Here is a 25780-nt window from a genome sequence, read left to right as displayed (position 1 = left end):
GGGAAAGAGGGAGGGGGCGGCGGGCCACGGACGGGCCCGCGCGGCGGAACGAACGCTGATTACAAGGCGCTGTCCAGGAAGGCGGTGAGCTGGGATTTGGACATGGCGCCGACCTTGGTGGCGGCCGCCTTGCCGTCCTTGAAGAGCATCAGCGTGGGAATGCCGCGGATACCGTATTTGGCGGGCGTGTCACCGTTTTCGTCGACGTTGAGCTTGGCGATGGCGACGCGGCCGGCGTATTCCTTGGCGACTTCTTCCAGGATCGGGGCGATCATCTTGCAGGGGCCGCACCATTCCGCCCAGTAGTCCACCAGGACGGGGACGTCGGCCTTCAAAACGTCGGCATCGAAGCTGGCGTCGCTGACATGCTTGATTTGGTCACTCATGACTGTTCTCGTTGCTTTGCGGCGGGGAGACGTGCTTCGACCCGCCATTCTGAGTTGGCAGGATTAAAGCATACCACTGTCCATCCGAACAGGCCCGTGGCCGCGCCGGTCACGGGTTTTTGTGTAGCATAACCAGCCTCGCGGCAGGGGCGGCTGGTGCCGACAGCCCCGTTTTCCAGGCGCGCCCGTCCCGTCCCTTCCCAGGGACGGCCGGGTGTATCCCGCACGTGGTGATCAGGATTTGCGCATCCTACCCCGCGCGGCGCCAATGCTGGCTCTTTACTTAGAATGTCGGTTTTTTTCCACAGAGGTTGGGGATAACTTGGCCACTCCACGTTATACAGAGGCGTCCATCCGGGTCCTGAAGGGCCTGGAGCCCGTGCGGCAGCGCCCGGGCATGTACACCCGCACCGAAAATCCGCTGCACATCGTGCAGGAGGTCATCGACAACGCCGCCGACGAGGCGCTCGCCGGCAACGGCAAGCACATACAGGTCATCCTGCACGCGGACGGCAGCGTCTCCGTCGAGGACGACGGCCGCGGCATCCCGGTAGGCATGCATCCGGAGGAAAACGCCCCGGTCGTGGAACTGGTGTTCACCCGCCTGCACGCCGGCGGCAAATTCGACAAGCAGGGCGGCGGCGCCTATGCGTTTTCCGGCGGCCTGCACGGGGTGGGTGTCTCGGTCACCAACGCGCTGGCCAGCAGGCTGGAAGTCATCGTGTGGCGCGATGGCGGCGTGCATCGCATGGTGTTTCGCGACGGCGAGGTCGCCGAACCGCTGGCCCCCTTCAGCGGCGTGGCCAAGAAGAAATCCGGCACGCGGGTGCGCGTCTGGCCCGACCCCAAGTATTTCGACAGCCCCAATATTCCGCTGGCCGAATTGACGCAGCTGCTGCGCAGCAAGGCGGTATTGCTGCCCGGCACGCGCGTGACGCTGTCCGTGGAAAAGACCGGCGATACCAAGACCTGGCTATACGAGGACGGCCTGCGCGGCTACCTGACCGAAGCCTTGGGCGGCGCCGAACTGATGATTCCCATGTTCGAAGGCAGCCAGTACGCCGGCGCCGACCATGACACCTTCGCCGAAGGCGAGGGCGCGCAGTGGGTGGTGGCCTGGACCGAGGACGGCAACGCCGTGCGGGAATCCTATGTGAACCTGATTCCCACGCCGGCCGGCGGTACGCACGAATCCGGCTTGCGCGAAGGCCTGTTCGCCGCGGTCAAGAGCTTCGCCGAACTCCACAGCCTGCTGCCCAAGGGCGTCAAGCTGCTGCCGGAAGACGTATTCGCGCGCGCCAGCTTCGTGCTGTCGGCCAAGGTGCTGGACCCGCAGTTCCAGGGCCAGATCAAGGAAAGGCTGAACAGCCGCGACGCCGTGCGCCTGGTCGGCGGCTTCACGCGCGGCGCGCTGGACCTGTGGCTGCATAGCAATGTGGAATACGGCCGCAAGCTGGCCGAACTGGCGATACGCCAGGCGCAGGCGCGGGCGCGTTCGGCGCAGCGCGTGGAAAAGCGCAAAAGCTCCGGCGTGGCGGTGCTGCCCGGCAAGCTCACGGATTGCGAATCCAGCGATGCGTCGCGCACCGAAGTCTTCCTGGTGGAAGGCGATTCGGCCGGCGGTTCGGCCAAAATGGGCCGCGACAAGGAATTCCAGGCCATCCTGCCGCTGCGCGGCAAGGTGCTGAATTCCTGGGAAGTCGAGCGCGACCGGCTGTTCGCCAACAACGAGATCCACGACATCGCGGTGGCCATCGGCGTCGACCCGCACGGTCCCAACGACACGCCGGACTTGTCGGGACTGCGCTATGGCCGCATCTGCATCCTGTCGGACGCGGACGTGGACGGCTCGCACATCCAGGTGTTGCTGCTGACCCTGTTCTACAAGCATTTTCCCAAGCTGGTGGAAGCGGGCAATGTCTACGTGGCGCGGCCGCCGCTGTTCCGCGTGGACGTGCCGGCGCAGGGCAAGCGCCCGGCGCGCAAGGTCTACTGCCTGGATGCCGGCGAACTCGAAGCCGTACAGGACAAACTGCGCAAGGAAGGCCTGCGCGAAGGCAGCTGGAGCATCAGCCGCTTCAAGGGCCTGGGCGAAATGAGCCCCGAACAACTGTGGGAAACCACTATGAATCCGGACACGCGGCGCTTGCTCCCGGTCAGCTACGGCGACCTGGATCCCGAGCAGACCACGCGCGTGTTCGACATGCTTATGGGCAAGGGGGAATCGGCGCAGCGCCGTTCCTGGCTGGAAGAAAAAGGCAATCTCGCCGAACTGGATATCTGATGCCGCATGCCGCGCCGGCGCGACCGGCGCGGCATCGCAATGGCATCGCAATGACGCGACACCATGACCGATAGCAATCAACAAGGCCTGTTCGACTCCGAATCGGGCGATGCCGCCATTACCCTGGGGCGCTACGCCGAGCAGGCCTACCTGGACTACGCCGTATCCGTCGTGCGCGGCCGGGCGCTGCCCGACGTGGGCGACGGCCAGAAACCCGTGCAGCGGCGCATTCTCTACGCCATGCAGGCCATGGGCCTGGGCCCCACCGCCAAGCCCGTCAAGTCCGCGCGCGTCGTGGGCGATGTGCTGGGCAAGTATCACCCGCACGGCGACCAGGCCGCCTATGACGCCATGGTGCGCATGGCGCAAAGCTTCACGCTGCGCTATCCGCTGGTGGACGGCCAGGGCAACTTCGGTTCGCGCGATGGCGACAACGCGGCGGCCATGCGCTATACCGAAGCCCGGCTCACGCCCATCGCCCGGCTGCTGCTGGACGAACTGGAAGAAGGCACGGTCGACTTCATCCCCAACTACGACGGCAGCCACCAGGAGCCGCAGATGCTGCCGGCGCGCCTGCCGGTCATGCTCCTGAACGGCGCATCCGGCATCGCCGTGGGCATGGCGACCGAAATCCCTTCGCACAATCTGCGCGAAGTCGCACAGGCCTGCGTGGCGCTGCTCAAGCAGCCCAAGCTGCCGGACGAAGAGCTTTATGCCATGTTGCCGGGCCCGGATTTCGCGGGCGGCGGGCAGATCATCACGCCCGCCGAGGACATCGCGCAGATCTACAACAGCGGCCGCGGTTCGCTCAAGGCGCGCGCCCGCTGGCAATTCGAGGAGCTGGCGCGCGGCCAGTGGCAACTGGTGGTCACCGAACTGCCGCCCGGCGCATCGGGCCAGCGCGTGCTCGAAGAGATCGAGGAAATCACCAATCCCAAGGTCAAGGCCGGCAAGAAGGCGCTGACGGCGGAACAGCAGCAGGCCAAGGCGCAGATGCTCGGCCTGCTGGACGCCGTGCGCGACGAATCCGGCAAGGACGCCGCGGTGCGGCTGGTGTTCGAGCCCAAGACCTCGCGCGTCGACCGCGACGAATTCGTCAACACGCTGCTGGCGCAGACCAGCATGGAAAGCAGCGTGCCGGTCAACCTGGTGTGCATCGGCACCGACGGCCGCCCGCGCCAGAAGCCGTTGCGCGAGATCCTGCTGGAATGGCTGGCCTTCCGTACCGACACGGTGATCCGCCGCACCCGCCATCGCCTGGACAAGGTCATCGACCGCATCCATGTGCTGGAAGGCCGCATGGTGGTCTACCTCAATGTCGACGAAGTCATCCAGACCATACGCGAGGCCGACGAGCCGCGCGCGGCCTTGATGACGCGCTTCAAGCTGACCGAACGCCAGGCCGAGGACATCCTGGAAATGCGCCTGCGCCAATTGGCGCGCCTGGACGGCATCAAGGTCGAACAGGAACTGGCCGCGAAGCGCGAAGAGCAGCTCAAGCTGCAGGAGCTGCTGGATAATCCCGCGTCCCTGAAGCGCACCATCGTGCGCGAAATCGAAGCGGACGCCAAGCAGTATGGCGACGAGCGCCGCACGCTGATCAAGGCGGCGGAGCGCGCCGTGATGGAAACGCGCGTGGTGGACGAGCCGGTCACCGTGATCGTGTCGCAAAAGGGCTGGCTGCGCGCGCGCCAGGGCCACGGCCACGACGCCACGCAGTTCGGCTTCAAGCAGGGCGACGATCTATACGGCGCTTTCGAATGCCGCACCACCGACACGCTGATCGCGCTGGGCGACAACGGCCGGGCCTATACGGTACCGGTCGCCAATCTGCCGTCCGCGCGCGGCGACGGCCAGCCCGTCACCACGATGATCGACCTGGCGTCGGGCACCCGTATCGTCCACATGATCGCGGCGGCCGCCGATACCCGCTGGCTGTTCACCACCCAAGGCGGCTTCGGTTTCATCGCGCGGCTGGGCGACATGAACAGCCGCCAGCGCGGCGGCAAGCAGTTCGTCACCCTGGAGGAAGGCGATGCCTTGCTGCGCCCCGTGCCTGTGTTCGAAGGCGCGCAGCGGCTGGCATTGCTGTCGGCCAAGGGCAAGTTCCTGGTGTTCGGGCTGGACGAGGTCAAGACCCTGGCCGGCGGCGGGCGCGGCACCATCCTGATGGGGCTGGACGGCAACGACACGCTGGCACAGGTGGTGCCCATCGGCGCCGGCGGGCTGCGCGCCACCGGGATGTACCGCAACAAGCAGGTGGAAGACATCCTGGTCGGCAACAGCCTGCAGCCCTACGTGGGCAAGCGCGCCCGCAAGGGCCGGCAGTTGGATGTCCGGCCGAAGCAGCCGGTGTTGTCGCCGGTGCTGTAGGGCGGCGTCGACGCATTCATCGAATCGCGACAGGGTTGATGTTCACCTGGGTCGAGCCGGCATACAGGGGCTGGCCCAGCACGAACAGGAATTCCCAGCCCTGGTCGCGCACCAGGGCGCGAGTGTCGATAAGTTCCAGGTTGTAGATGCCGCGCTTGGCAAGCATGTACTGATTGACCGGGAACTCGTCATCGCCGTGCGGGTTGGGATACACCTCCGAGGCCCAGGTGTCGCCGCCGAACGCGACGATGCCTTGGTCGGCGAGCCATCGCGCCGCCTCCATGCCGATGCCGGGCTCCACTTCCAGGAACTGCTTGTTCTCCTTGCCGATCAGTTCCAGCCAGCCTGTGTTGAACAGGACCACATCGCCTTTGCGCAGGGTCAGGCCCTGCTTGCGCAGCACGGCCTGGATGTCCGCCAGGGTGAATTCCGTGCCGCCGGGCACTATGGGTTTGCCATAGTGGGCGGTCATGTCCAGCACCACCCCGCGGGTCACGATGGGCGGCACTTTTTCGACGCCTAGCTTGGTAACGCCGTCGACGGTGACGAAATCGATGGCTCGATTGCCGTTGTAGTAAACGTTGTCGATGCCGATGTGCCCGATCCCGTTCAGTTGGGTGCCCACGCCGGTCCACGCGTTGACCAGTTCGTCGTTGAAGGTGAACTTGTTCGGCCCCAGCGACTTGCCGGCCTGCTGGCCGACCTGCACGTTGTAAAGGCGGAAGCTGCGATGGCGAAACGCCGGCAGATCCTTGTCCACCGGGACGGCCAGGGGATAGGTCTTGCCGGTCTTGACCAGGCCGGCCGCCTGCTTGACGACTTCCGGCGTCAACAGGTTCGCCGCACCGATCTCATCGTTCGGGCCGTAGGTGGAGGGATACCAATCGGCGGCGGGTGCCGCCTGCATGGCAAACGGCAAGGGCGCCCCTAGCGCGAGTCTCCAAAAGGCTTTCATTGCGTATCTCCTGTATTGATTCGATTGCATGGCGCCCGACGGCATCCCCGCTCAGTCCCAGTCGGGAGCCAGGCCCGCCGGGTCGACTTCGCGTCCGTTCCGTTCCAGCTGCGCGATCGCGGCCATGTCCTCGGCATCCAGGCGGAGGTCACGGGCGAGCAGGTTGCTGGCCAGATTCTCGCGTTTGGTGGAGGAGGGAATCACCGCGTAACCCAGCTGCAACGCCCAGGCCAGCGCCACCTGCGCGACGGTGGCTTGGTGCTTTTCGGCAATCCGCGCCAACACTGGATCCTTGAGCACCTTGCCGTAGGCCAGCGTCATGTATGAAGTGACGGTAATGCCTTGTTCCTGCAGAAAGGAGGCCAGTTTGCGGTTCTGCAGATACGGGCTGAGTTCGATCTGGTTGGTCGCGATCTCGTTCTTGCCCACCGCGGCAATGGCCTGCCTGGTCAATTCGATATTGAAATTCGAAATACCGATCTGGCGCGTCAGGCCCAGGGCTTTCGCGTCGGCCAGCGCGGCCATGTATTCGGCCAGTTCGACGCCATTTCCCGGCGCCGGCCAGTGGATCAAGGTCAGATCCACGTAGTCGGTACGCAGCTTGTCCAGGCTGTCCCGCAGGCTGGGCACCAGCTTGTTTCTGGCGTAGTTGTCGGTCCAGATCTTCGTCGTGACGAACAGCTCGGACCGCTTGATACCGCTTTCGGCTATCGCCTGGCCGACTTCGGCCTCGTTGCCGTAGATCTGCGCGGTATCCACGGCCCGATAGCCCAGGTCCAGGGCGCTGCGTACCGACGTGATGACGGTCTGGCCCGTCAGGCGAAAAGTGCCGACCCCAAAGCTGGGAATACTCATGATTGACTCCGGTAGAGGATGAATGGACATAAAGGGAAGGAAACCCGGAACAGGGTGCGGGCTTCAGTGTGCACGCCCGGTCCTGGTGGATTAAGCCCCGTCCCGGTCAAACCTATTTGCTTGCGGGTCAACAATGCGGGCGCCGCGTCCGGCAAGGAAGGGCTGTGTCCGGGATGGCACGCCGATGAGGGCGGCGAAAAGCCGCTCATGGGTGGACAGCGGGTTTACAGGAGCGCTTCGCATCCATATAATTCGTACTGAAATCAATTCAGCACAATTCATTCTGGTCGGAATCTTATCGAACCGATTCATTTCAGCACATATGACTGAACCTACGCATACCGAAACCGCCGCGCCCGCGCCGTCTGCCCAGCAGTACGATTTGCGCATCCTGCGCGCCCTGCGCCGGATCACGCGGTCGATTGCCCTGCATTCGCGGCAGCTGGCGGCGGTCAGCCATATCACCGCTCCCCAGCTGATGTGCCTGCGCACGGTGATCGCCCGCGGGCCGTTGACCTCCACCGCCATCAGCCGGGAAATCCACGTCAGCCCCAGTACGGTGGTGGGCATCCTCGACCGCCTGGAAGACAAGGGCCTGATCCGCCGGGAACGCGGCAAGGAAGACCGCCGCACGGTTTTCGTGACCGCCACCGTGCCCGGCATCGAACTCGCCAAGCAGGCGCCATCGCCGCTGCAGAAGCATTTGGCCGATGCGCTGAACGCCCTCCCCGAGCTGGAACAGGCCACCATCACGCTGTCGCTGGAACGCATCGTTGCGCTGATGGAGCAGGGTGGCCAGGCAGCGCCGGCCGACGCCCATGACCATTCCCCCATCCTCGATGTGCCGACCAGCGGGCCGGCGCCCGAATCGGGGCTGGTGGTATGAGCCAGGCCGGCATCACGCGCGTGGCCGCTACGCTGGCCGCGCAGGAACCCTCGCATCTTTTCAGGACGCCGCGCGTTGCCGACGGCGCCGCCATTCATGGACTGATCGCCGCCTGCCCGCCGCTGGATCTGAATACGGTCTATGCCTACCTGCTGCTGTGCGAGCACTTCGCGCGGACCTGCGTGGTGGCCGAAAGCCCCGGCGGCGCCATCGACGGTTTCGTGTCGGCCTACGTGCCGCCCGGCCAGTCGCAGCGGCTTTTCGTCTGGCAGGTCGCGGTGCATGAGCGCGCCCGCGGACAGCGCCTGGCGCGGCGCATGTTGCATGCGCTGCTGCGCCGTCCGGCGCTGGCGGACGTCCGCCATCTGGAAACTACCGTCGGCCCCGACAACCAGGCGTCGCGGCGCACTTTCACCAGCCTGGCGGCCGATCTCGGCGCCCATGTGGCCGAGCAGCCCTTCTTCGGCAAGCAGCTGTTCGGCGGCGCCGAGCACGACGATGAAATGCTGATCCGGGTCGGGCCTTTCGCCTCGATACCGCGCTGACGCGGGCATGCGCCACTGCGCGATCGCGCGCATGCGCCGGGCCGGTCATCCCGGCCGGGTTCCCGAAGCCGAACATGCCCTGCCTGCCCCTTACGGCGGGCAGTGCAAGTAAGTCATTAACGTTCACCAGCCAGGAGAAAACGATATGGACCTGAAAATCTTCGATCGCATGGAGTCGGAAGTACGCGGCTACATACGTTCCTTTCCGGTGATTTTCAATCAGGCGCGCGGCTCCCTGCTGATCGATGAGGAAGGCACGGAGTACATCGACTTCTTCAGCGGCGCGGGCACGCTCAACTACGGCCACAACAACCCGTTGTTCAAGGCACGCCTGATCGATTACCTGGCCTCGGACGGCGTCGTGCATGGCCTGGATATGGCCACCAGCGCCAAGAAGCACTTCCTGGAAACGGTGGACCGCGTGCTGTTGCAGCCGCGCAAGTGGCAGTACACGCTGCAGTTCACCGGCCCCACCGGCACCAACGCGGTGGAAGCCGCGCTGAAAATCGCCCGCCAGGTAAAGGGCCGCTCCAACATCATTTCCTTCACCCACGCTTTTCACGGCGTCAGCGGCGGGTCGCTGCAGGCCACGGCGAACGCCAAGTTCCGCGATGCGGCCGGCTATGCGCTGAGCAACACGACCTTCATGCCCTATGACGGCTATTTCGGCGCCGACGTCGATACCATGGCCTACCTGGAACGCATGCTGGACGATCCCAGCAGCGGCATGGACAAGCCGGCCGCCGTCATCGTCGAGACGGTGCAGGGCGAAGGCGGCGTCAACGTCGCCACCCTGCGTTGGCTGAAAGAGCTGGAAAAAGTGTGCCGCCGCCACGACATGCTGCTGATCGTGGACGACATCCAGGTGGGCTGCGGCCGCACCGGCAACTTCTTCAGCTTCGAGACCGCCGGCATCCGTCCGGACATCATCACGCTGTCCAAGTCGCTGTCGGGTTTCGGCCTGCCCATGTCGTTGGTGCTGATGAAGCCGGAGCTGGATATCTGGAAGCCCGGCGCGCATAGCGGCACCTTCCGCGGTAACAACCTGGCCTTCGTCACCGCCGCGGCGGCGCTCGATACCTATTGGGCCGATCAGGCCTTCGCCAACGAGGTATTGCGCAAGGAAAGGCTGGTGCGCGACTGGCTGGAAAACCTGGCGCACAGCTATCCGGGCAGCGGGCTGGTGGTGCGGGGCAGGGGACTGATCCAGGGGCTGGTCACGGCCAGCCAGCCCGAGCTGGCCAACCGCATCGCCCGCAAGGCCTTTGAGCGCGGCGTCGTCATCGAAACCTCCGGCGCCCATGACGAGGTGCTCAAGCTGCTGCCGGCCCTGACCATCGAGGACGACCTGCTCAAGCGCGGCCTGGACGCCATCGAGGCCAGCGTGGCCGACGTACTGGCCGAAACCGGGCAATCCGCCCGCATTCTGAAATTCGGAGGAAAACGCCAATGATCGTACGCAACGTAAACGACGTCATCGGGACCAAGGACGAGGTCCGCACCGATACCTGGATGAGCCGGCGCGTGCTGCTCAAGAAGGACGGCATGGGCTTCTCTTTCCACGAAACCACCATATTCCCCGGCACCCGCACCCACATCCATTACCGCAATCACCTGGAAGCCGTGTGGTGCATCGAAGGCGACGGTTCGCTGGAAACCATCGCCGACGGCAAGCGCTATGAACTGGGTCCCGGCGTGGTCTACGCCCTGAACGAGAACGACGAGCACTGGCTGTGCGGCGGCGAAAAACCGCTGCGCGTCATCTGCGTCTTCAACCCGCCGCTGACCGGGCAGGAAGTGCATGACAAAAACGGCGTGTATCCCCTGCCTGCAAAGGAAGCCGCCTGAGGCTGCTCGTTCGCAAGGAAATACGCAAGGAGATACCACGATGATTTCACCCGCCAAAGACCGCTACGCGTCGCGCACCGACCGCAGCGCCGGCATCGTCGCCCGCCACGACCCGGTCGTGTACGGGGACGGTCGCTATGCCGACGCGCTGTCGCCGGAACAGGTCCAGGCCTATGACCGCGACGGCTTCCTATTGCTGGAAAACCTCCTGCCGCAGGCCGACGTCGACGCCCTGATCGCCGAGATCACGCGCATGTCGCGCGACCAGGCCATCATCCGCCGCGAGGAATGCATTACCGAACCGGGCAGCAACGCCGTCCGGTCCATCTTCATGGTGCATCAACTCAGTCCGGTGATGTCGCGCCTGGCGCGCGACCCGCGGCTGATCAACGTGGCGCGGCAGATCCTGGGTTCCGAGGTCTATATCCACCAATCCCGCGCCAATATGAAGCCCGGCTTCAAGGGCAAGGAATTCTATTGGCATTCGGATTTCGAAACCTGGCACGTGGAAGACGGTATGCCCGCGATGCGGGCGCTCAGCTGCTCGGTGCTGCTGACCGACAACAATGTCTGCAATGGCCCGCTGATGCTGGTGCCGGGCTCACATCGGCAATTCATTTCCTGCATAGGCGAAACGCCGCAGGATCACTACAAGCAATCGCTGAAGAAGCAGGAGTACGGCGTGCCGGACGCGATCAGCCTGCAGTTGCTGGCCGAACAGGGCGGCATCCAGGCGATGACGGGCAAGGCCGGCTCGGTGGTGTTTTTCGATTGCAACACCATGCATGGGTCCAACAGCAATATTTCGCCATGGCCGCGGTCGAATGTGTTCATGGTCTACAACAGCGTTGAAAACGCCTTGGGGGCGCCGAAATACGGCCTGGCGCCGCGGCCGGAACATATCGCCACCCGCGCGGACATGAAGGCGCTGACGCCGCTGGACGCGCTGAAGCTGGTGAGTTGAGCTCCGCCCCGGGCGGGCGTGGCGCGAGACGGATTCAACGTTTCGCGCCAATTTGTTTACGTTGGCGAGACCGGGATAATTGCTATGCTTCGGCGGTTCTCGTGCTTTCCCACCGCTCGCCATGTCCCTGTCCGTCCGCAGCCTGCACATCTATCCCGTCAAATCGTGCGCGGGCATCGACCTCGATGCGTCGGCGATCGACGGCGCGGGCCTGGCGCACGACCGCCGCTGGCTGGTCGTTGCCGGTGCGCGATTCCTGACGCAGCGGCAGGTTCCCACCATGGCCCTGGTCCGCACCGCGCTGACCGCCACCCATCTGCAACTGCGCGCGCCGGGCATGCCGCTGCTGGAAGTGCCCCTGGACGGATCGGAGCTGGCCGCCGTCGAAGAGCCGGTTACCGTCTGGCGCGACACCTTTCCCGCGCGCTCCGAAAGCGCGGCCGCGGCGCGCTGGTTCAGCGATTTCCTGGGGCATCCCTGCCGCCTCTACAAGATCGACATCCAGGCGGCCGGCCGGGCCGTCAGCCCGGACTGGATAGGGCGCTGGCGCGGCGAACACGGCGATCTGGCCGCCGGCTTCGATGGCAACCATTTTTTCGGTTTCGCCGACGGCTATCCCGTGTTGATCGTCAACCAGGCTTCGCTGGATGAATTGAACCAGCGGTTGCGCGCCAAAGGGCGCGACCCCATCCCGATGGATCGCTTCCGCCCCAACATCGTCCTGGACGGCGATGACCTGGGCGCCTATGAAGAAGACCACATCGCCTTGTTCGCGCGCGGCGACGATATCCGCCTCGCGGTGGTCAAGCCCTGTACGCGTTGCAGCATCCCGGACGTCGACCAGGCAACCGGCCGGCAGGGCGACGAGCCGGGCCTGACGCTGACGGCCACGCGCAGCATGGACATGGGCGTGGTATTCGGCCAGAACGCCATCGTCGATGCGCGGCCCGGCGCGATCCTGCGGGTGGGCGACCAGATCTCGGCGGAATGGAAGTTCTAGCGTCCCGGCGGACCTGTTCCGCTACGACGCGGACAGTTTCAGCCCGACCAGCCCGACGACGATCAGACCGACACTGGCCAGGCGCACCCATCCCATGCTTTCGCCGAACAGGATGACGCCCGCGACGAAGGCGCCCACGGTACCGATGCCTACCCATACCGCGTAGGCCGTTCCGAGCGGCAGCGTGCGCATGGCGATCGCCAGCAGCCAGACGCTGGCCACCATGCCGACGATGGTGATGACGGAGGGAACAAGCCGGGTGAAACCGTCGGTGTATTTCAGGCCCACGGCCCAGACGACTTCGCACACTCCGGCGACAAACAGTATGACCCAGGTCATGGACGACTTTCCGGCGCATTGCCAACGGTAGGGCCCCGGATGCGCCTGTCCCGGGACGGCAAAAATTATAGAATGTCCGATTCGGCACCATTCCGCTCCGTCACACTGCTACCGTCGCGCCATGACTTTCCAGGTCACCCTTACGCCCAGCCAACACCAGTTCAAGATCGAAGAGGGCCAGACCGTGCTCGATGCCGCTTTGGCCGCGGGCTACGTTCTGCCTTACAGCTGCCGCAGCGGCGCATGTTCCACCTGCAAAGGCAAGGTGCTGTCGGGCGACTACGATGCCGGACCCTATCCCGCCCAGATCCTGGCGCCGGAAGAACTGGCCGCCGGCTATACCCTGTTGTGCCAGGCCCGGCCGTCGTCCGACCTGCTGGTCGAATCGGCTGAGGTGCGGCTGGCCAGCGATATCCAGATCCGCAAGCTGCCGGTGCGTGTGCAGACCCTGGAGCGAATCGGGCCCGACGTTGCGGTCATCAAATTGCAACTGCCCGCTTCGGAGACCTTTCGCTTTCATGCCGGGCAATACATTGAACTCATATTGAAAGAAGGCCGGCGCCGCAGCTACTCCATGGCGACGCCGCCCCACGCGGGCAGTCCGCTGGAGCTGCATATCCGCCACATGCCGGGCGGCTATTTCACCGACCACGTGTTCGGCGCCGGCGCCACGCAGATGAAAGAACGGGAGATCCTGCGCATCGAAGGGCCCTTCGGCTCCTTCTTCCTGCGCGAGGATAGCGACAAGCCCATCGTGCTGCTGGCCAGCGGCACCGGCTTCGCCCCGATCAAGGCCATCGTCGAACACATGATCCACAAACAGATCCGCCGGTCCGTAACGCTCTATTGGGGCGGCCGCCGCCCGCATGATCTGTACATGGATGCCTTGGCCGCGTCATGGGCGGACAGCGTGCCCGATTTCCGCTACGTGCCGGTCGTCTCCGACAGCCTTCCGGAAGATGGCTGGACCGGGCGTACCGGTTTCGTGCATGAGGCCGTCATGCGCGATCTGCCGGATCTTTCCGGGTATCAGGTGTATGCTTGCGGCGCCCCTGTCATGGTGGACGCGGCGCGGCGGGAATTCTCCGGCCAATGCGGTTTGCCGGAAGACGAGTTCTTCGCGGACGCCTTTACATCGGAAGCGGATTTGGCCAAGGCACGTCCTTGATCCGCCGTATTGACATAGGCGCTTACAAGCCGACGAATGGCGATGCGTTTCAACGCTCGCCCCGGCGTGTTGGCGGCTGGCGGCAAGGTAAACTTCTTTCCCGTAATTTCAACGGGATTCCGCGCATGCGGCCGCCTTCGGGCTGATGCGTACCCAGGAGCTTGGCGCGAATGAGAATTGCGGTATTGGGAGCTGGCATCATCGGTATTTGCTCGGCGTGGTGGTTGCGCCAGGCGGGACATGATGTCGTGGTCATGGATCGGCGCACCGGTCCGGCCCAGGAAACCAGTTTCGCCAATGGCGCCCAGATCTCCGTCTCGTACGCCGAGCCCTGGGCCAATCCGCAGGCGCCCCTGAAGCTCCTGAAATGGCTGGGACGCGAAGACGCGCCCTTGCTCTTCCGTCCGCAACTCGATTGGCGCCAGTGGGCCTGGGGGCTCGCCTTTCTGCGCGAATGCCTGCCCGGCCGGCTGGCCCCGAATATACGCGCGATGGTCCGCATGGCCGAGTACAGCCGCGCCACGCTGCGCGCCATGCGCGCGGAATTGGGTATCGAGTACGACCATCTGGAACGGGGCATTCTGAATTTCTATCGCGACGCGCACGAATTCGAGCTGTCGCAGAAGGCGGCGGGCGTGATGCGCGACTTCGGTGTCGAACGCCGCATCCTGACCGCCGATGAAGTCGTCGCCGTGGAGCCCGCCCTGGCGGGGCAGCGCCATCGCATCGTCGGCGGCGATTTCACGCCGGAAGACGAAAGCGGCGACGTGCACCTGTTCACCGTTGCGCTGGCCCAGCGCTGCGCCGACGCCGGCGTCGAGTTCCGCTACTCCACGCAGGTGACGCGGCTGGTTTCCATCGGCGGACGCGTGGACGCGGTGGAGCTCCTCGACCCGCAGGGCGGTTATGAGCAGGTCGCCGCGGATGCCTATGTCGTGGCCATGGGCAGCTACACGCCGTTCCTGGTGCGTCCGCTGGGCGTGCCCTGCAACGTCTACCCGGCCAAGGGCTATTCCGCCACCTTCCCGATCCTGGACCCGGCGGCGGCGCCCAGCGTCAGCCTGACCGACAGCAGCCGCAAGGTCGTATTCTCGCGTTTGGGCAACCGCCTGCGCATGGCCGGCACGGCCGAGTTCGCGGGCTATTCGCGTGCCTTGAATCCCCAGCGTTGCCAGGCCATGACGGAGCTGGCGCGCGAACTTTTTCCCGGCGCGCTCGATTTCGAGCGTGTCGTTTACTGGTCGGGCCTGCGTCCGTCCACTCCGTCGAACGTGCCCCTGATTGGCCGCACCCGCATTCCCAACCTGTACTTGAATACGGGCCACGGGACACTGGGATGGACCATGGGGGCGGGTTCGGGCCGGGCTCTGGCCGATCTGCTCAGCGGACGCGCGCCGGAACCGGAGTTTCCTTTCCTCGGCATGTAGACCTATGAAGAAATTGCATGAAACGGGCCTGGCCCGCGCAATCCGCGCCAGCGGGCGTGTCTGGATCTTCGGCGCTGCCTTGATGGCGGCGGGTGTGGCGCATGCGGCGCCGGTGCAGATCCAGGTCTGGCACACAATGACCGACGCCAACAAGGCGGAATTCGAAAAGCTGGTCAAGCAGTACAACAAAGAGCAGGACGCGGTGGAAGTCACCGTGCGTGACTTCGCCACGCCGCAGGCCCTGCAGCAGGCCGCCGTATCGGCGGTGGCCGCCAAGAAGACGCCCAATCTGATCCAGCTGCAGGACAACCATTCGCCGGAAGTCGTGGCGGAATACAAGTCCATCAAGCCGCTGTACGAACTGCTGGCCAAGTATCCGATCAAGGATGCCAGCTGGTTCCTGCCGTCCACCAGCAGCTTCACCCGCGACAGCAAGGGGCGCCTGCTGGCTTTCCCCTACATGGCCGAAATCCCGCTGATGTTCTACAACATCCCGCTGTACAAGAAGGCGGGCCTGGATCCGAACCAGCCGGCGCGCACCTGGCAGGACCTGCAGGCCGAACTGCTGAAGCTGCGTGACGCGGCCGACGTGGAATGCCCGTATGTGTCCAGCGACCAGGTCGAGGTCCATCTGGAAAACCTGGCGCCCATCAACAACCAGCTGTACACCAGTAACGGCAACGGCATCGAGGCGATCAAGGGCAAGCCCACGCCGGCATCGCTGCAGTTCGACACCTTGTACATGCGGCACGTGTCGCTGATGGCGACGTGGAAGCGCTCGCTGCTGCTGACCCAGCATACCAACGACAACACGCCCGATGAATCCTTCGCGAAGGGACAATGCGGTGTGCTGACGTCCAGTTCCGGCGCCCTGGGTCGCTTGATCGCGGCCAAGAACCTGAATTTTGGCGTCGCGCCCCTGCCGTTTTACGAACAGGCCACCAAGACGCCGGGCAAGCCTTTCGTCAGCGGCTCCGCGCTGTGGGTGATGGAAGGCCATCCCGCGGCACAGGACAAGGCCACCGCCGAATTCCTGGCCTGGCTGTCCAAGCCGGTGGTGGCGGCGGAATGGCATCAGACGACGGGCTTCCTGCCCTTGACCGAAGGCGCGTTCCGCGCGTCCGAAGTGTCGTTCTACAACCGCATCCCGGGCGCCCAGGCCGTGGTCTCGGCCATGCGCGCCCAGACGCCCGTGACCGCGCGCGGTTTCCGCGTCAACAACTATGAGCGTATCGAGCCCGTGCTGAGCCGCGAGCTGGATCAGGCCTTCGACGGCAAGACGCCGCCCGTGGCCGCGCTGACCAGTGCCGCCAGCCAGGCGCACCTCATCGCCCAGCAACGCTGATCCGCGGCTGCAAGCTCGATGCGTAATCCGGCGGGCCTGGCCCGCCGGTTTTTTTTGCATGCCGCGCTTCATGTGCCCCCTGCCGTGGTTCGCATGCATCGCATGCCGCGCGCGGCGGGCCGGCTCGGCGATCCCCGGGCCGGCCGATGTTTGCTGGCGCCTATGAATTGCATGCGCGAGGCGTGACATCCGCATCCATGCGTAGATGTGCGTCTTGTTGCCCCATACGGGTCTCGGCACCATGGCTGGGTCGCGCCATGGTGGGCGCGCAGCGCGGGGATCCGGCATGCATCGACTGTTCAAAACCCTCATCCTGTTGCCATGGCTGTCGGCCTGTGCGCCGTCTTCGTGGTCGCCGGGCGGCGGGACGGCGGACTGGAACAGCGGTCCGTCCGCGGGCTCGTTGGCCGGGCCGTTGGCCGGTCGCCTGGCGGGCAGGCCGGCGGGCCAACGGGCCGGGGCGACCCACGACTTCAACTGGCGGCTATCGGGCGACAGGCAGGTCGCCCCGCTGCAAGTGTTCGACGACGGCGCGCGCACCTGGCTGCAGTTCGCGCCGGGACAGCCCGTGCCGGCGCTCTTCACCGAACAGAATGGCCTCGAACAGCCGGCGCGTTACGTAACACAGGCGCCGTACGTCGTCGTGCAGGGGAAATGGCCGGCGGTCGTCATGCGGGGCGGCGCCTTGCAGGCGCGCGCCGATTATCTGGGCGCGGCGCTAGATGCGGCGGCGATGTCGGCTGCTCCGTCGGCGGCGATGTCGTCTTCCATGGCGATGGCGGCGAGCTCGCCGGCCGCGCGGGGTGCGGCGAACGGCGGGTTCCGGTCCCCGCATACCGCCGACGCATCGGCATCCATGTCGCCATCGCCGCGTGCCCCGGTCCCGGCGCGTGGCAACCCGGGGCACGGCGCGACGACGTCGTCGCCCGCGGGCCTGTATCGCGTCGGCCCCGCCGACGAGAACATGCGCCGGGCACTCGCGCGCTGGGCAGGCCTCGCGGGATGGACGTTCCAGGCCGAACACTGGGCTGTGGATGTCGACATCCCGCTGGCGGGCAGCGCCGATTTCAGCGATGACTTCAAACGCTCGGTGCGCGAACTCGTCGCGGCCACGGAACTGGGCGATCGCCCGCTGCAGCCGTGCTTCTACGCCAACCAGGTCCTGCGGGTCATCCCGCTATCGCAGGCCTGCGATCGCACGGCGTTGCGGCCGGGGACGGCGATATGACCGCGTCGTCATTTCGCCATTCGACGCAGCGCGGCGGAATGTCTTCCTTACGCCGTATCGCGCGCCGGGCCGTCATGCTGTTCCTCACGGCCGCATGTCCCGCCTGCGTCACGCCGGAACGCATCGCCGCCGTTCAGGATCGCGCCGCGGCATCGCAGGCGCGCAGCGAGGCCGCGTATGCCGGCTTTTCAAGATCGTTGTCCGATGGCGCGGCCCGCCTGGCGGCGCAGGACGTCGCCAGGCCCTGGCTGGCGGGACGCGCACGCCCCTTGGCGCGCGAGGCAACGCTCCCGGCCGCCCTGCGCAGGAACGTCGACACGACGCTCATGTTCGCCGGCGGGCAGGCCGATCTGGCCGTGCTCGCCGACCGCATCGCCAGGGCCACGGGCATCGGCGTCAAGGTCAGGCCGGACGCCTTGCTGCCCGCCGAGCTCTTCCTGCCCAGACTGGCCGTGGCCAGCGGCGGCGGCACGGCTTTCCCCGCGCGCGCCTCTTTGCCGGACGGCGCCCAGCCCTTGCCGCGCGTACTCGACGCGCTGGCCTGGCGCCTGGGCGTGTACTGGCGCTACACGGACGGCGCCATCGAGTTCTACCGCACCGAAACGCGGGTGTTCGATGTGCGCGCCCTGACCTTGAACGCCCGCGCGGACGCGCGGCTGGGACGCGCCGCCAGCGCGGGGGAAGAAGGCTTCCAGAACACGTCAAACACCACCTTGTCCAGCGGCGACCACGACGCCATGGATTCGGTGCGGGCACGCATCGAGCCCTTCCTGACGCGCGCCGGCACCGTCACCGCGGCGCCGGGGGCGGGCAATTCCATCGTGGTGAACGATACCCGCGATGCGCTGGAGCAGGTGGCGCGTTTCCTTGAGCGCGAAAACAAGGCATTGACGCGCCGCGTGCGCCTGGTCTTCGAGGAAATCACGGTGGTGGGCAAGGACCAGGCCAAGGCTGGCATCGATTGGAACCTGCTGTATCAGGGCGCGCGCGCCGCCGCGTCGCTGGCGTCGGCCGGGCTGGCGGGGTCCTCGACGGGATGGGCCTCCGCCGGCGTGGAGAACGGCTTGTTCGGTGGCAGCAAGGCCATCATCGCGGCGTTGAGCGAAATCGGCACCATAGTCCGTCACAGCAGCGTGCCCGTGTTGACGCTGAATCGACGGCCCGTCACCCATGCGGTACGCACGACGTTCTCCTACGTGGACCAGGTGCAGGGCGGCGTGTCCGGTCCCGTCGCCCCCGGGCATGCCCTGCACCAGGGTTTGCTGCCCACTGTCTCGATCAATCAAAAGCAGGAGACGGTCGGGTCTTTCCTGACCCTGGTGCCGGACGCCCAGGACGACGGCCAGATCCTGCTGTCCATCGCCTACGACAACACGGTGGCGCAGCCGCTCAAAAGCCTGACATTCGGCAAGGCCAACAATCCGCTGGAAGTCCAGCAGATCACCATCGACGGCAACGGCATGGTGCAGCAGGTCGAATTGCGCGCCGGGCAGCCCATGATCATCTCCGGCTTCGATCGCCGTGAAGACGAATACGATCGCCGCCGCCTGACGCCGGGGGCGCCCTATGCCCTGGGCGGCAGCGACCGCGCTTCGACCCAGCGCGCCACGACGGTGATCATCGTCACCGCCCAGGTGGAAGAGGGTTTCTGACCATGGCGACGATACGTACGAATCCGGCGCTTCCGCAGGCCGTGGGAGACCACGTTCTGCTGGCCGTGGACGATGGGGCGGTACTGGTGTTCGGGCTGGCGTGGTCGCCGCTGATAGGTAGCCGGCTCGATATCCTGGCGCGTCGCAAGGCTAGGGAAGCCGGCGCGACGCATTATGTGCATGGCGGCGTGGGCGCGGCCGCGGTCGGATGCGCGCGTTTGCGCGGGCGCGCCAAGGCCTGTTATGCCGCCGCACAGGTTTTCGCGCGCCTGCATGCCCAAGGCACGGCAGCGGGTCTTTTGCATCTGGACGATGGCCGGGTGTGGCTGGTCGCATCGCGCAATGGCGCCGTGATGGCGCGTGGCGATCGCGTCCATGCCGATGAGGCCGCCGCGCGCGAGGCATTGGCCGAACTGGACGCGATACATCCCGGCCTGGCCTGCCAGCTTCGGACCCTCTCCATCGAGGACCTCGTCGTCGCGCTCGATCCCGCCTCATGCCTGTGGCGCGTCGGCATACCGCTGACGCAGCTACCCATGCCGGTGCGGGGCACGGTCCTGCTCCTGCTTATCGCCTTGCTCGTGCCGCCGGCCTGGCGTGCCTGGCATGACCACGCCCAGGCCAGAACGGCCAGGCCGGTCGACCCCGCACAGGCATGGCGCGACGCGCTGGATCGGGCAACTGCCACCGTGCGTATCCACGACGCGCGGCAACTTGGCCAGATCTTTGCCACCTTGAAGACGCTGCCCGTGGCGTTGCGAGGCTGGACCATGCGGTCCGCCCGGTGTCGTCCGGATGGCGCGGAGTGGTCCTGTGCCGCGCGCTATGACCGGACCGCCGCGGACGCCACCAACCGGGCGCTGGCGGAGCATGTGCCGGCCGGTGTCCGCGTGGTCTTCACGTCATTGGGCGAAGCGCAATTGCTTTGGCGCATACCCGGCCGCGCCGTGGCGCTGCGGCCGGACATCCTGGGCGATTCCGCGCGGACGGATCTGGACTTCGCCAGTGCCTTGCAGACGATCTCGCCCGCCTTTTCGCGCGTCGCGCTCGGCGCGCCGGCCGCCTTCGTCGTGCCGCCACCGCGCGACGAGCACGGCGGTCCGCTGCCGCCGCCCGCCGATCTTCCCCGCGTACGCCAGCGCAATGTGGTCCTGCATGGCCCTCTGCGTTCCTTCGCGCTGTTCGCGAGTCCGCCGGCGGTGGCGTCATGGAAAGCGGTGGCTTTGGACCTGCATGGCGATCGCCATCCGGATGTCGCGCAGAGTCCTTTGATGGCTCAGTTGGAAGGAGTCGTTTATGAACGTGAATGAGCGCGCCAGGCGGCGTTCGGCTTCATGCGGGAGCCTGCGTCGCGGCCTGGCCGTGACGGCGGTAGCCATGGCGTGGGCGGCGCATGCGCAGCAGGATGGGCCGGCCGGCACGCCGGCGCAGGCCTTGTCTACACCGGAGTGGCCCGATACCGACATCGTCGACCAACTACTGCGACGGGAGACGCGCGCCGCCTTGCTCGCCCAGGCCCGCCGGCGCGGCATGGCATTGGCCATGGCGCCGGGGGCCGCGTCGCGCGACGATCCGGACGCGCCGGCCGAGCCGCAACCGGACCGCCTGGATCTGGCCGCCATCTATGGCGTCGGCAAGCGCCTGGATGTGGAAGTCGTGGTGAACGGGCGCCGGCTGCGCTATCGCCATGGACGCAAATGGCCCGAAGAAGCGGCGGACGGAGAGGGCGCCTACGCGCTGCGCGCCATCCAGGGGCATTGCGTCCTGTTGGACCGCGATGGCGGGAATCGGCGCGTCTGCCTGTCGCGCGCGGATTAAGGAGGCAACCATGCTGGTACGACGTCTTCCCACAGGCCTGGCCACGCAGGCCACGCAAGCCACGCAGCTCCTCCGGAGCGCGCCGGCGCCGGCTCCCATCATCACCGGCCAACCCGCCACGCCAGTGCTGGCGACCCAGGACGATATCGCCCGCATCGTGCCTCCCTTCGCAAGGGCGCTCGGCGACGAATTCGACCTGGCGTCCCTGGCGGGCCGGCTATGCCCGGTCCTCCTGCAAGACGGTAGCATCGCCATCTTCGCGCTGGCGGAATACGCAGCCGGCGACTCGATAGAAGAAGTCGAGCGCATGGCGCAGCGGCACGGGCGCCGCCTGGCATCGCCGTCCCGCTACATCCTTCCGCCATCCCTCTTGCTCAGCGTCGCACGCGGCCAACTGACCTTGCAGCGCCTGCGTGACCGCGGAACCGTATTGGCCGATCGGCATAAATCCGCGCTGGCGGCCGGCTTCTGCGACATCGTCACATGGGGCGTACGCCACGAAGCCAGCGATGTGCATCTGAACGTCCACCGTCGCGGTCCGGAATCCGAAGTGCGGTTCACCATCGCCGGCCGCTACGTCACCCCCGCACGCTTCCGCCGCATGCCGACCGCCACCTTGATGGAAATGCTGGCCGTCGCCTGGATGGATATCCAGGGCGGTAACGGGGCGGTCTTCGATCCGCGGATCGAACAGCAGGGCCAGCTTCACATCCAGGTCGACGAACGTCCCGTCATGCTGCGCTGGGCTTCGCTCGCCACTGACAACGGCCCTTCGGTATGTTTGCGCCTGCTGCGCCTCGATATGCAGGCCGACGGCTTATCGTTGCAGGCGCTCGGCTATCTGGATAGCCAGATCGAAATGCTGCGGCACGCCTGCCGTTCCGACGGCGGCGCCGTCGTGCTGGCCGGCGTGGTCGGATCCGGCAAGTCCACCACCATCGCCACGCTGATACGCACGCTACCCGACGATCGCAAGGTCATCTCGCTGGAAGATCCGGTCGAATACGTCATCGGCAATGCGCTCCAGAACAGCGTGGCGCGCAACCTCGATGACGGCGGCGTCACGGTATTCGATGCCAAGCTGCGCACCGTCAAGCGATCCGCCATGAACGACCTGCTCATAGGCGAAATCCGCGACGCCGAGACAGGGCGTGCCTTCATGGACCTGGCCGGTTCGGGCGTCAACCTTTACACCACTACCCACGCGGCCGCGGCCTTCATGATCCCGGAGCGGCTGGCCTCGGACTTCATCGGCGTTTCGCGTGATTTCCTGGCCTCGCCGGGCGTGCTCAAACTGCTGGTGTACCAGGCCCTGCTTCCGCGGTTGTGCCCGCATTGCGCCCTGCCTCTGTCCGGTCTGCATGCCGGACAGGAGGGGGATGCCTGGCGGCATTGGATTCGTCGCTTCACCGCTCTGTATGGGGTGCCGGCGGATGTCTTGCGCATACGCAACGCCGCGGGCTGCGCGCGCTGCGTCAACGACGAGCTGCCGCACTTGAATGGCACGGCGGGCCGCACCGTGGTCGCGGAAATGATAGAGCCCGCGCATGACGATGTCTTCCTGCATTGCGTACGGCAACGGGACAATCTGGCGCTGCGGCGGCATCTGCGCGGGCGCCGCGTTGCGCCCTTCGATCATCCCGATATGACCGGCAAGAGCGCCATGGAATGCGCCGTGTACAAGGCCGCGACCGGACAGATCGATCCGCGCGAGATCGAAATGCGCTTCCAGTCCTACGCGGCGGTGGAGCGGGAAAGAGCCGCGGCCGGAGACGCCCATGCCTGATAGTCGCGCCGTCCTGGCCGGCGTCCGTGTACGGCGGCCGGATTTCCAGGCCTTGCAACTGCGCTGGGACCTGCTGCGGTTCGCCAGCATGCGCGCGGACTACTACGAGTACCTTGCGGACATGATCGAAGGATTGCAAGGCCGCAAGACGCTGCGCGATTTATTCGATGACGACGCTTGCCGTCACGGTCCGCGCAGCGTGCGCGGAAGACTGGCGCGCCGCTGGTCACAGGCCTTGGAAGCCTGTGGCGGAGATCTGGCCACCGCCTGGGTTGGCAGCATGCCCGCCGAAGAGCTCGCACTGCTGCATGCCGCGCAAACGGGCGGCGCCGGCGCCCTGACCGCCGCGTTGCGCGATCTCGCGCGCGCCGCGCGTATCGTCCAGCAGGCCTGGCGCATCTTTCGCGACACTTTGCTCACCGGCGTGGTGGCGCTGGCGGTGGCGCTGGTCCTGGCCTGCGCGGTTCCTTATTTCACTTTGCCTAGGCTGCAGGCCGTATTCCAGGACGTGCCGCCGGCCTACCATGGCAGCTTGACGCGCGGTCTATTCATCTTCGGCGCGGCCGTCCGCGGCGGATTGCCTGTGCTGGCCGCCGGGGTGGCCGGTGGCGCCTGGCTGATGCTGTGGTCGCTTCCCAACCTGGTCGGACCGTGGCGCCGCCGATTGGATGGCCGTTCGATCTGGCGCCTGTATCGCGACGTCAACGCCATTCGCTTCCTGGCCATGCTTGCCGTGCTGGTGCGCCGTCGGGGCAACGTCGATATGCGCCTGCGCCAGGCGCTGGCCATGCAGGCGGACCACGCCGGGCCCTGGCTATCGTGGCACATCCGTGAAATGGTCGCGCGCATCGACGCCGGCCTGGTGGGTGCCGACAGTTTCGATACCGGCATGATCGATCGCCGCATGTGGTGGTACTTGAGCGACATGATCGCCGCCCACGGCATGGCCCGCGGCCTGGACCGGGCGGCGGACCGGGTCGAACGGCGTGCGTTGCGGCATGTCGACCGCCAGGCCCAGCTGCTGCGCTGGACGCTGTTGTTGGGCGCGGTGGCAGCGGTTATCGGGTTGGCACTGTGGCATTACGCGGCCATCGATGAATTGCGGCGCGCCATGATGCATGTCCATGCATCGGGTTAGCTGCCGCGGCCCTCCCAATTCTCTTCCCACATCGTTACAAGGAGCCCTCATGCGCCGGCGCCATCATCACATCCAACAAGGGTTCTCGCTGATCGAGATTTCCATCGTCACCGCCATCGTCTTGCTGATCGCCATCGTCGGCATCCCGGCGATCGGCGGCTACGTCATCGAAAACAAGGTCCCCAAGGTCGGCGAGGAACTGCAACGTTTCGTGGCGCGGGTCAAGGCCAACGGGCAGGGCGACGTCGTGACGCCGTACGCCGATCTGCACGACGGCATGCTGGCCAACGCCTTGCGCGATTCCAGCGTGTTTGCGGTCCGGGGCAGCGACGCGTCGGCCGTGGTGGCGCATGGGCTGGGCGGCAACGGCTCGGCGGGCAATGGCACCATAGGCCTGGCGCCCGCCTCATTCGCCGGCGCCGGGCCGGGATCCGCCTTTACGTTGACCCTGACCAATGTCCACAACGCCGCGTGTCCGGGGCTGGCCTCGGTCATGCAGCGCGTGTCCGAAATCATCACGGTGGAAGGCCAGGGCGGACCCGTGGTCGTCAAGGACACCAGCGCCTCGCCGCCCAGGGGCTATGACGCCATGCTGGCGCAGGCCCAGTGCGCGCGCGGCGACGCCAATACCTTCGTGTTCACCGCGCGCTGACGGGACTGCCACATGTCCTGCAAGCGTAACCGTAACCATGGTCGGCCGCGCCGACGCCCCCGCCAGCGCGGGTTCGCGCTGCTTGAGCTCACCATCGCCGTCGCCATTACCTGCGCGCTGGCGATCTGGGCCGCCGAGCGGCTGCTGCACGAGGTCGACGGCGTGGCGGAACGCGCCGCGGGACGATGGCTGCTGGACATCCACGGCGCGCTGGACGGTATGCTGGCCCGCCACGGTGCATCGCTGGGTGCCGGCGATGTGCCCGTGGACGAGCAGGGCCGGGCTCTCTACGCGGACCCCTGGGCGCCGACCCTGGCCGAGCTGAAAGCCGGAGGGCACCTGTCCGCCTCCTTCCCGGACAGCGGGCCGCTGGGCATGCGGGCCGTCGTCAAGCTATGGCGCGGCGACGCCTGTCCGGGACCGGCCTGCCGCGTCGAAGGACTGGCCTATGCTCATGTGGCGGCCGGCCCGGCGGCAGGGCGTGGCCCTGCGGGACCGGGAGCGGGCGGCGGGGCCGCCCGGCCGCCCGATGTCTCGCGCATCGCGGGCGTCGTGATGGCGGCCGGCGGCGTGGGCGCCAGCGTCTCCGAACTGGCGCCGCATCGCTTGCGCGGCGCGGGCTTCGATCTGCCCAATCCCCCGGCACCCGGCATGGCGCGGCTGCCCGTCGGCACGGTGGCGGTCCGCGCCGGCCGGGCCGCGGCCGACACCGGGCGGTTTTTGCAGAAGCATGACGCCAGGGACCCGCAGTTTCGCGGTGACGTCTCGGCGACGGGAACCTTGTCGACCAGCGGCCGCCTGGTGGCGGGCGAGCATCTGAAGCTGGGCGCCATCGCGGCGCCCGGCGAAGCCTGCCCGGAAAACGGGTTGCTGGCGCGCGACGGGGAGGGCAGCCTGCTGAACTGTGCCGGCGGCGTCTGGACGGCGCCCGGGGGCTTCGGCGGCGCTTATGCCATCAATACCGGCATAGGCTGCGGCGCCGCCGGCCGTTCTTCCATCAACCCCAGGACGGGCGAATGTTCCTGTCCGCCCGGCCATCGCGCGGTACTGGTTGCCGCCGGCGGCGAAAGGGATGCCGAGGTCGGCTGGACCGAGGGTTATGTATGCCTGCGTTGAACGCCCGCTAGCCTC

23 protein-coding genes are annotated in these 25780 nt (G+C 66.5%); 19 read left to right on the top strand and 4 right to left on the bottom strand.

The genetic code is table 11. The features are described from left to right. Nucleotides 1-59: 59 nt before the first annotated feature. A complete protein-coding gene (gene trxA, locus ACNA0R_RS21795) occupies nt 60-386 on the bottom strand; it encodes a thioredoxin TrxA (protein ID WP_086064188.1) in 327 nt (108 codons plus the stop codon). Nucleotides 387-708: 322 nt separating this feature from the next. Here trxA and ACNA0R_RS21790 point away from each other — a divergent pair, with 322 nt between their 5' ends. Then, the gene (locus ACNA0R_RS21790; RefSeq protein ID WP_415828156.1) at nt 709-2670 is read left to right on the top strand and encodes a DNA topoisomerase IV subunit B; all 1962 of its coding nucleotides are present in this window, start codon (nt 709-711) and stop codon (nt 2668-2670) included. Between the two features lie 63 nt (nt 2671-2733). Beyond that, a complete protein-coding gene (gene parC / locus ACNA0R_RS21785; RefSeq protein ID WP_415828155.1) occupies nt 2734-5043 on the top strand; it encodes a DNA topoisomerase IV subunit A in 2310 nt (769 codons plus the stop codon). Nucleotides 5044-5059: 16 nt separating this feature from the next. Here parC and ACNA0R_RS21780 read toward each other — a convergent pair whose 3' ends face one another. Further along, nucleotides 5060-5998 (bottom strand): cyclase family protein, encoded by a 939-nt coding sequence (locus ACNA0R_RS21780; protein WP_415828154.1) that lies wholly within the window; start codon nt 5996-5998, stop codon nt 5060-5062. Between the two features lie 51 nt (nt 5999-6049). After that, nucleotides 6050-6853, bottom strand: coding sequence for a 2,5-didehydrogluconate reductase DkgB (gene dkgB / locus ACNA0R_RS21775; RefSeq protein ID WP_415828153.1), 804 nt, complete (start codon nt 6851-6853; stop codon nt 6050-6052). Nucleotides 6854-7175: 322 nt separating this feature from the next. Here dkgB and ACNA0R_RS21770 point away from each other — a divergent pair, with 322 nt between their 5' ends. The 6 genes from ACNA0R_RS21770 (at nt 7176) to ACNA0R_RS21745 (ending at nt 12096) form a co-directional block, all read left to right on the top strand. Beyond that, entirely contained in the window at nt 7176-7739 is a 564-nt protein-coding gene (locus ACNA0R_RS21770) for a MarR family winged helix-turn-helix transcriptional regulator (RefSeq protein WP_415828152.1), read from the top strand. Next, nucleotides 7736-8284, top strand: coding sequence for a diaminobutyrate acetyltransferase (gene ectA / locus ACNA0R_RS21765; RefSeq protein ID WP_415828151.1), 549 nt, complete (start codon nt 7736-7738; stop codon nt 8282-8284). The genes ACNA0R_RS21770 and ectA overlap by 4 nt, the downstream gene beginning before the upstream one ends. Before the next feature lie 145 nt (nt 8285-8429). After that, nucleotides 8430-9737: a diaminobutyrate--2-oxoglutarate transaminase gene (gene ectB / locus ACNA0R_RS21760; RefSeq protein ID WP_415828150.1), complete on the top strand. Its 1308-nt coding sequence runs from the start codon at nt 8430-8432 to the stop codon at nt 9735-9737. Continuing rightward, nucleotides 9734-10132, top strand: a complete 399-nt coding sequence (locus ACNA0R_RS21755; RefSeq protein ID WP_415828149.1) for an ectoine synthase — start codon at nt 9734-9736, stop codon at nt 10130-10132. The genes ectB and ACNA0R_RS21755 overlap by 4 nt, the downstream gene beginning before the upstream one ends. Before the next feature lie 40 nt (nt 10133-10172). Continuing rightward, a complete protein-coding gene (thpD, locus tag ACNA0R_RS21750) occupies nt 10173-11096 on the top strand; it encodes an ectoine hydroxylase (RefSeq protein WP_415828148.1) in 924 nt (307 codons plus the stop codon). A 121-nt stretch (nt 11097-11217) separates the two neighbouring features. Beyond that, complete coding sequence (locus ACNA0R_RS21745) at nt 11218-12096, top strand: MOSC domain-containing protein (RefSeq protein ID WP_415828147.1); 879 nt, start codon at nt 11218-11220, stop codon at nt 12094-12096. Between the two features lie 21 nt (nt 12097-12117). Here the strand turns inward: ACNA0R_RS21745 and sugE are convergent, their stop codons facing one another. Beyond that, on the bottom strand, nt 12118-12435 hold the full coding sequence (sugE, locus tag ACNA0R_RS21740) for a quaternary ammonium compound efflux SMR transporter SugE (RefSeq protein ID WP_415828146.1): 318 nt from the start codon (nt 12433-12435) through the stop codon (nt 12118-12120). Nucleotides 12436-12556: 121 nt separating this feature from the next. Between sugE and ACNA0R_RS21735 the strand changes: the two genes are divergently transcribed. From ACNA0R_RS21735 to pilV, 11 genes are all read left to right on the top strand, one after another. Then, nucleotides 12557-13603, top strand: a complete 1047-nt coding sequence (locus ACNA0R_RS21735) for a CDP-6-deoxy-delta-3,4-glucoseen reductase (protein WP_415828145.1) — start codon at nt 12557-12559, stop codon at nt 13601-13603. A gap of 170 nt (nt 13604-13773) precedes the next feature. Continuing rightward, complete coding sequence (locus ACNA0R_RS21730) at nt 13774-15030, top strand: D-amino acid dehydrogenase (RefSeq protein ID WP_415828144.1); 1257 nt, start codon at nt 13774-13776, stop codon at nt 15028-15030. Between the two features lie 4 nt (nt 15031-15034). Continuing rightward, entirely contained in the window at nt 15035-16375 is a 1341-nt protein-coding gene (locus tag ACNA0R_RS21725) for an extracellular solute-binding protein (RefSeq protein ID WP_415828143.1), read from the top strand. 286 nt (nt 16376-16661) lie between these two features. Next, on the top strand, nt 16662-17603 hold the full coding sequence (locus ACNA0R_RS21720; protein WP_415828142.1) for a TrbG/VirB9 family P-type conjugative transfer protein: 942 nt from the start codon (nt 16662-16664) through the stop codon (nt 17601-17603). Nucleotides 17604-17641: 38 nt separating this feature from the next. Then, a complete protein-coding gene (locus ACNA0R_RS21715; protein WP_415828141.1) occupies nt 17642-19255 on the top strand; it encodes a hypothetical protein in 1614 nt (537 codons plus the stop codon). A 2-nt stretch (nt 19256-19257) separates the two neighbouring features. Beyond that, complete coding sequence (locus tag ACNA0R_RS21710) at nt 19258-20565, top strand: hypothetical protein (protein ID WP_415828140.1); 1308 nt, start codon at nt 19258-19260, stop codon at nt 20563-20565. Further along, nucleotides 20552-21073, top strand: a complete 522-nt coding sequence (locus ACNA0R_RS21705; RefSeq protein WP_415828139.1) for a hypothetical protein — start codon at nt 20552-20554, stop codon at nt 21071-21073. Before ACNA0R_RS21710 ends, ACNA0R_RS21705 begins: the two co-directional genes overlap by 14 nt. A gap of 10 nt (nt 21074-21083) precedes the next feature. Beyond that, the gene (locus ACNA0R_RS21700; RefSeq protein ID WP_415828138.1) at nt 21084-22859 is read left to right on the top strand and encodes a GspE/PulE family protein; all 1776 of its coding nucleotides are present in this window, start codon (nt 21084-21086) and stop codon (nt 22857-22859) included. Further along, nucleotides 22852-23997, top strand: coding sequence for a hypothetical protein (locus ACNA0R_RS21695; protein ID WP_415828137.1), 1146 nt, complete (start codon nt 22852-22854; stop codon nt 23995-23997). Before ACNA0R_RS21700 ends, ACNA0R_RS21695 begins: the two co-directional genes overlap by 8 nt. A 49-nt stretch (nt 23998-24046) precedes the next feature. Beyond that, entirely contained in the window at nt 24047-24649 is a 603-nt protein-coding gene (locus ACNA0R_RS21690; protein WP_415828136.1) for a type 4 pilus major pilin, read from the top strand. Between the two features lie 12 nt (nt 24650-24661). After that, nucleotides 24662-25765 (top strand): shufflon system plasmid conjugative transfer pilus tip adhesin PilV, encoded by a 1104-nt coding sequence (gene pilV / locus ACNA0R_RS21685; RefSeq protein WP_415828135.1) that lies wholly within the window; start codon nt 24662-24664, stop codon nt 25763-25765. Nucleotides 25766-25780 lie beyond the last annotated feature (15 nt).

Source organism: Bordetella sputigena (assembly GCF_965137885.1).
In the GTDB taxonomy this organism is placed as follows: Bacteria; Pseudomonadota; Gammaproteobacteria; order Burkholderiales; family Burkholderiaceae_B; genus Bordetella_C; species Bordetella_C sputigena.
This window is presented reverse-complemented; position numbering and strand designations above follow the sequence as displayed.

What these genes read in the sequence shown, in the direction of transcription:
- trxA (WP_086064188.1), bottom strand. Translation starts at nt 386, where the DNA reads ATGAGTGACCAAATCAAGCATGTCAGCGACGCCAGCTTCGATGCCGAC.
- parC (WP_415828155.1), top strand. Translation starts at nt 2,734, where the DNA reads ATGACCGATAGCAATCAACAAGGCCTGTTCGACTCCGAATCGGGCGAT.
- ACNA0R_RS21780 (WP_415828154.1), bottom strand. Translation starts at nt 5,998, where the DNA reads ATGAAAGCCTTTTGGAGACTCGCGCTAGGGGCGCCCTTGCCGTTTGCC.
- dkgB (WP_415828153.1), bottom strand. Translation starts at nt 6,853, where the DNA reads ATGAGTATTCCCAGCTTTGGGGTCGGCACTTTTCGCCTGACGGGCCAG.
- ACNA0R_RS21770 (WP_415828152.1), top strand. Translation starts at nt 7,176, where the DNA reads ATGACTGAACCTACGCATACCGAAACCGCCGCGCCCGCGCCGTCTGCC.
- ectA (WP_415828151.1), top strand. Translation starts at nt 7,736, where the DNA reads ATGAGCCAGGCCGGCATCACGCGCGTGGCCGCTACGCTGGCCGCGCAG.
- ectB (WP_415828150.1), top strand. Translation starts at nt 8,430, where the DNA reads ATGGACCTGAAAATCTTCGATCGCATGGAGTCGGAAGTACGCGGCTAC.
- ACNA0R_RS21755 (WP_415828149.1), top strand. Translation starts at nt 9,734, where the DNA reads ATGATCGTACGCAACGTAAACGACGTCATCGGGACCAAGGACGAGGTC.
- thpD (WP_415828148.1), top strand. Translation starts at nt 10,173, where the DNA reads ATGATTTCACCCGCCAAAGACCGCTACGCGTCGCGCACCGACCGCAGC.
- ACNA0R_RS21745 (WP_415828147.1), top strand. Translation starts at nt 11,218, where the DNA reads ATGTCCCTGTCCGTCCGCAGCCTGCACATCTATCCCGTCAAATCGTGC.
- sugE (WP_415828146.1), bottom strand. Translation starts at nt 12,435, where the DNA reads ATGACCTGGGTCATACTGTTTGTCGCCGGAGTGTGCGAAGTCGTCTGG.
- ACNA0R_RS21735 (WP_415828145.1), top strand. Translation starts at nt 12,557, where the DNA reads ATGACTTTCCAGGTCACCCTTACGCCCAGCCAACACCAGTTCAAGATC.
- ACNA0R_RS21730 (WP_415828144.1), top strand. Translation starts at nt 13,774, where the DNA reads ATGAGAATTGCGGTATTGGGAGCTGGCATCATCGGTATTTGCTCGGCG.
- ACNA0R_RS21725 (WP_415828143.1), top strand. Translation starts at nt 15,035, where the DNA reads ATGAAGAAATTGCATGAAACGGGCCTGGCCCGCGCAATCCGCGCCAGC.
- ACNA0R_RS21720 (WP_415828142.1), top strand. Translation starts at nt 16,662, where the DNA reads ATGCATCGACTGTTCAAAACCCTCATCCTGTTGCCATGGCTGTCGGCC.
- ACNA0R_RS21715 (WP_415828141.1), top strand. Translation starts at nt 17,642, where the DNA reads ATGTCTTCCTTACGCCGTATCGCGCGCCGGGCCGTCATGCTGTTCCTC.
- ACNA0R_RS21710 (WP_415828140.1), top strand. Translation starts at nt 19,258, where the DNA reads ATGGCGACGATACGTACGAATCCGGCGCTTCCGCAGGCCGTGGGAGAC.
- ACNA0R_RS21705 (WP_415828139.1), top strand. Translation starts at nt 20,552, where the DNA reads ATGAACGTGAATGAGCGCGCCAGGCGGCGTTCGGCTTCATGCGGGAGC.
- ACNA0R_RS21700 (WP_415828138.1), top strand. Translation starts at nt 21,084, where the DNA reads ATGCTGGTACGACGTCTTCCCACAGGCCTGGCCACGCAGGCCACGCAA.
- ACNA0R_RS21695 (WP_415828137.1), top strand. Translation starts at nt 22,852, where the DNA reads ATGCCTGATAGTCGCGCCGTCCTGGCCGGCGTCCGTGTACGGCGGCCG.
- ACNA0R_RS21690 (WP_415828136.1), top strand. Translation starts at nt 24,047, where the DNA reads ATGCGCCGGCGCCATCATCACATCCAACAAGGGTTCTCGCTGATCGAG.
- pilV (WP_415828135.1), top strand. Translation starts at nt 24,662, where the DNA reads ATGTCCTGCAAGCGTAACCGTAACCATGGTCGGCCGCGCCGACGCCCC.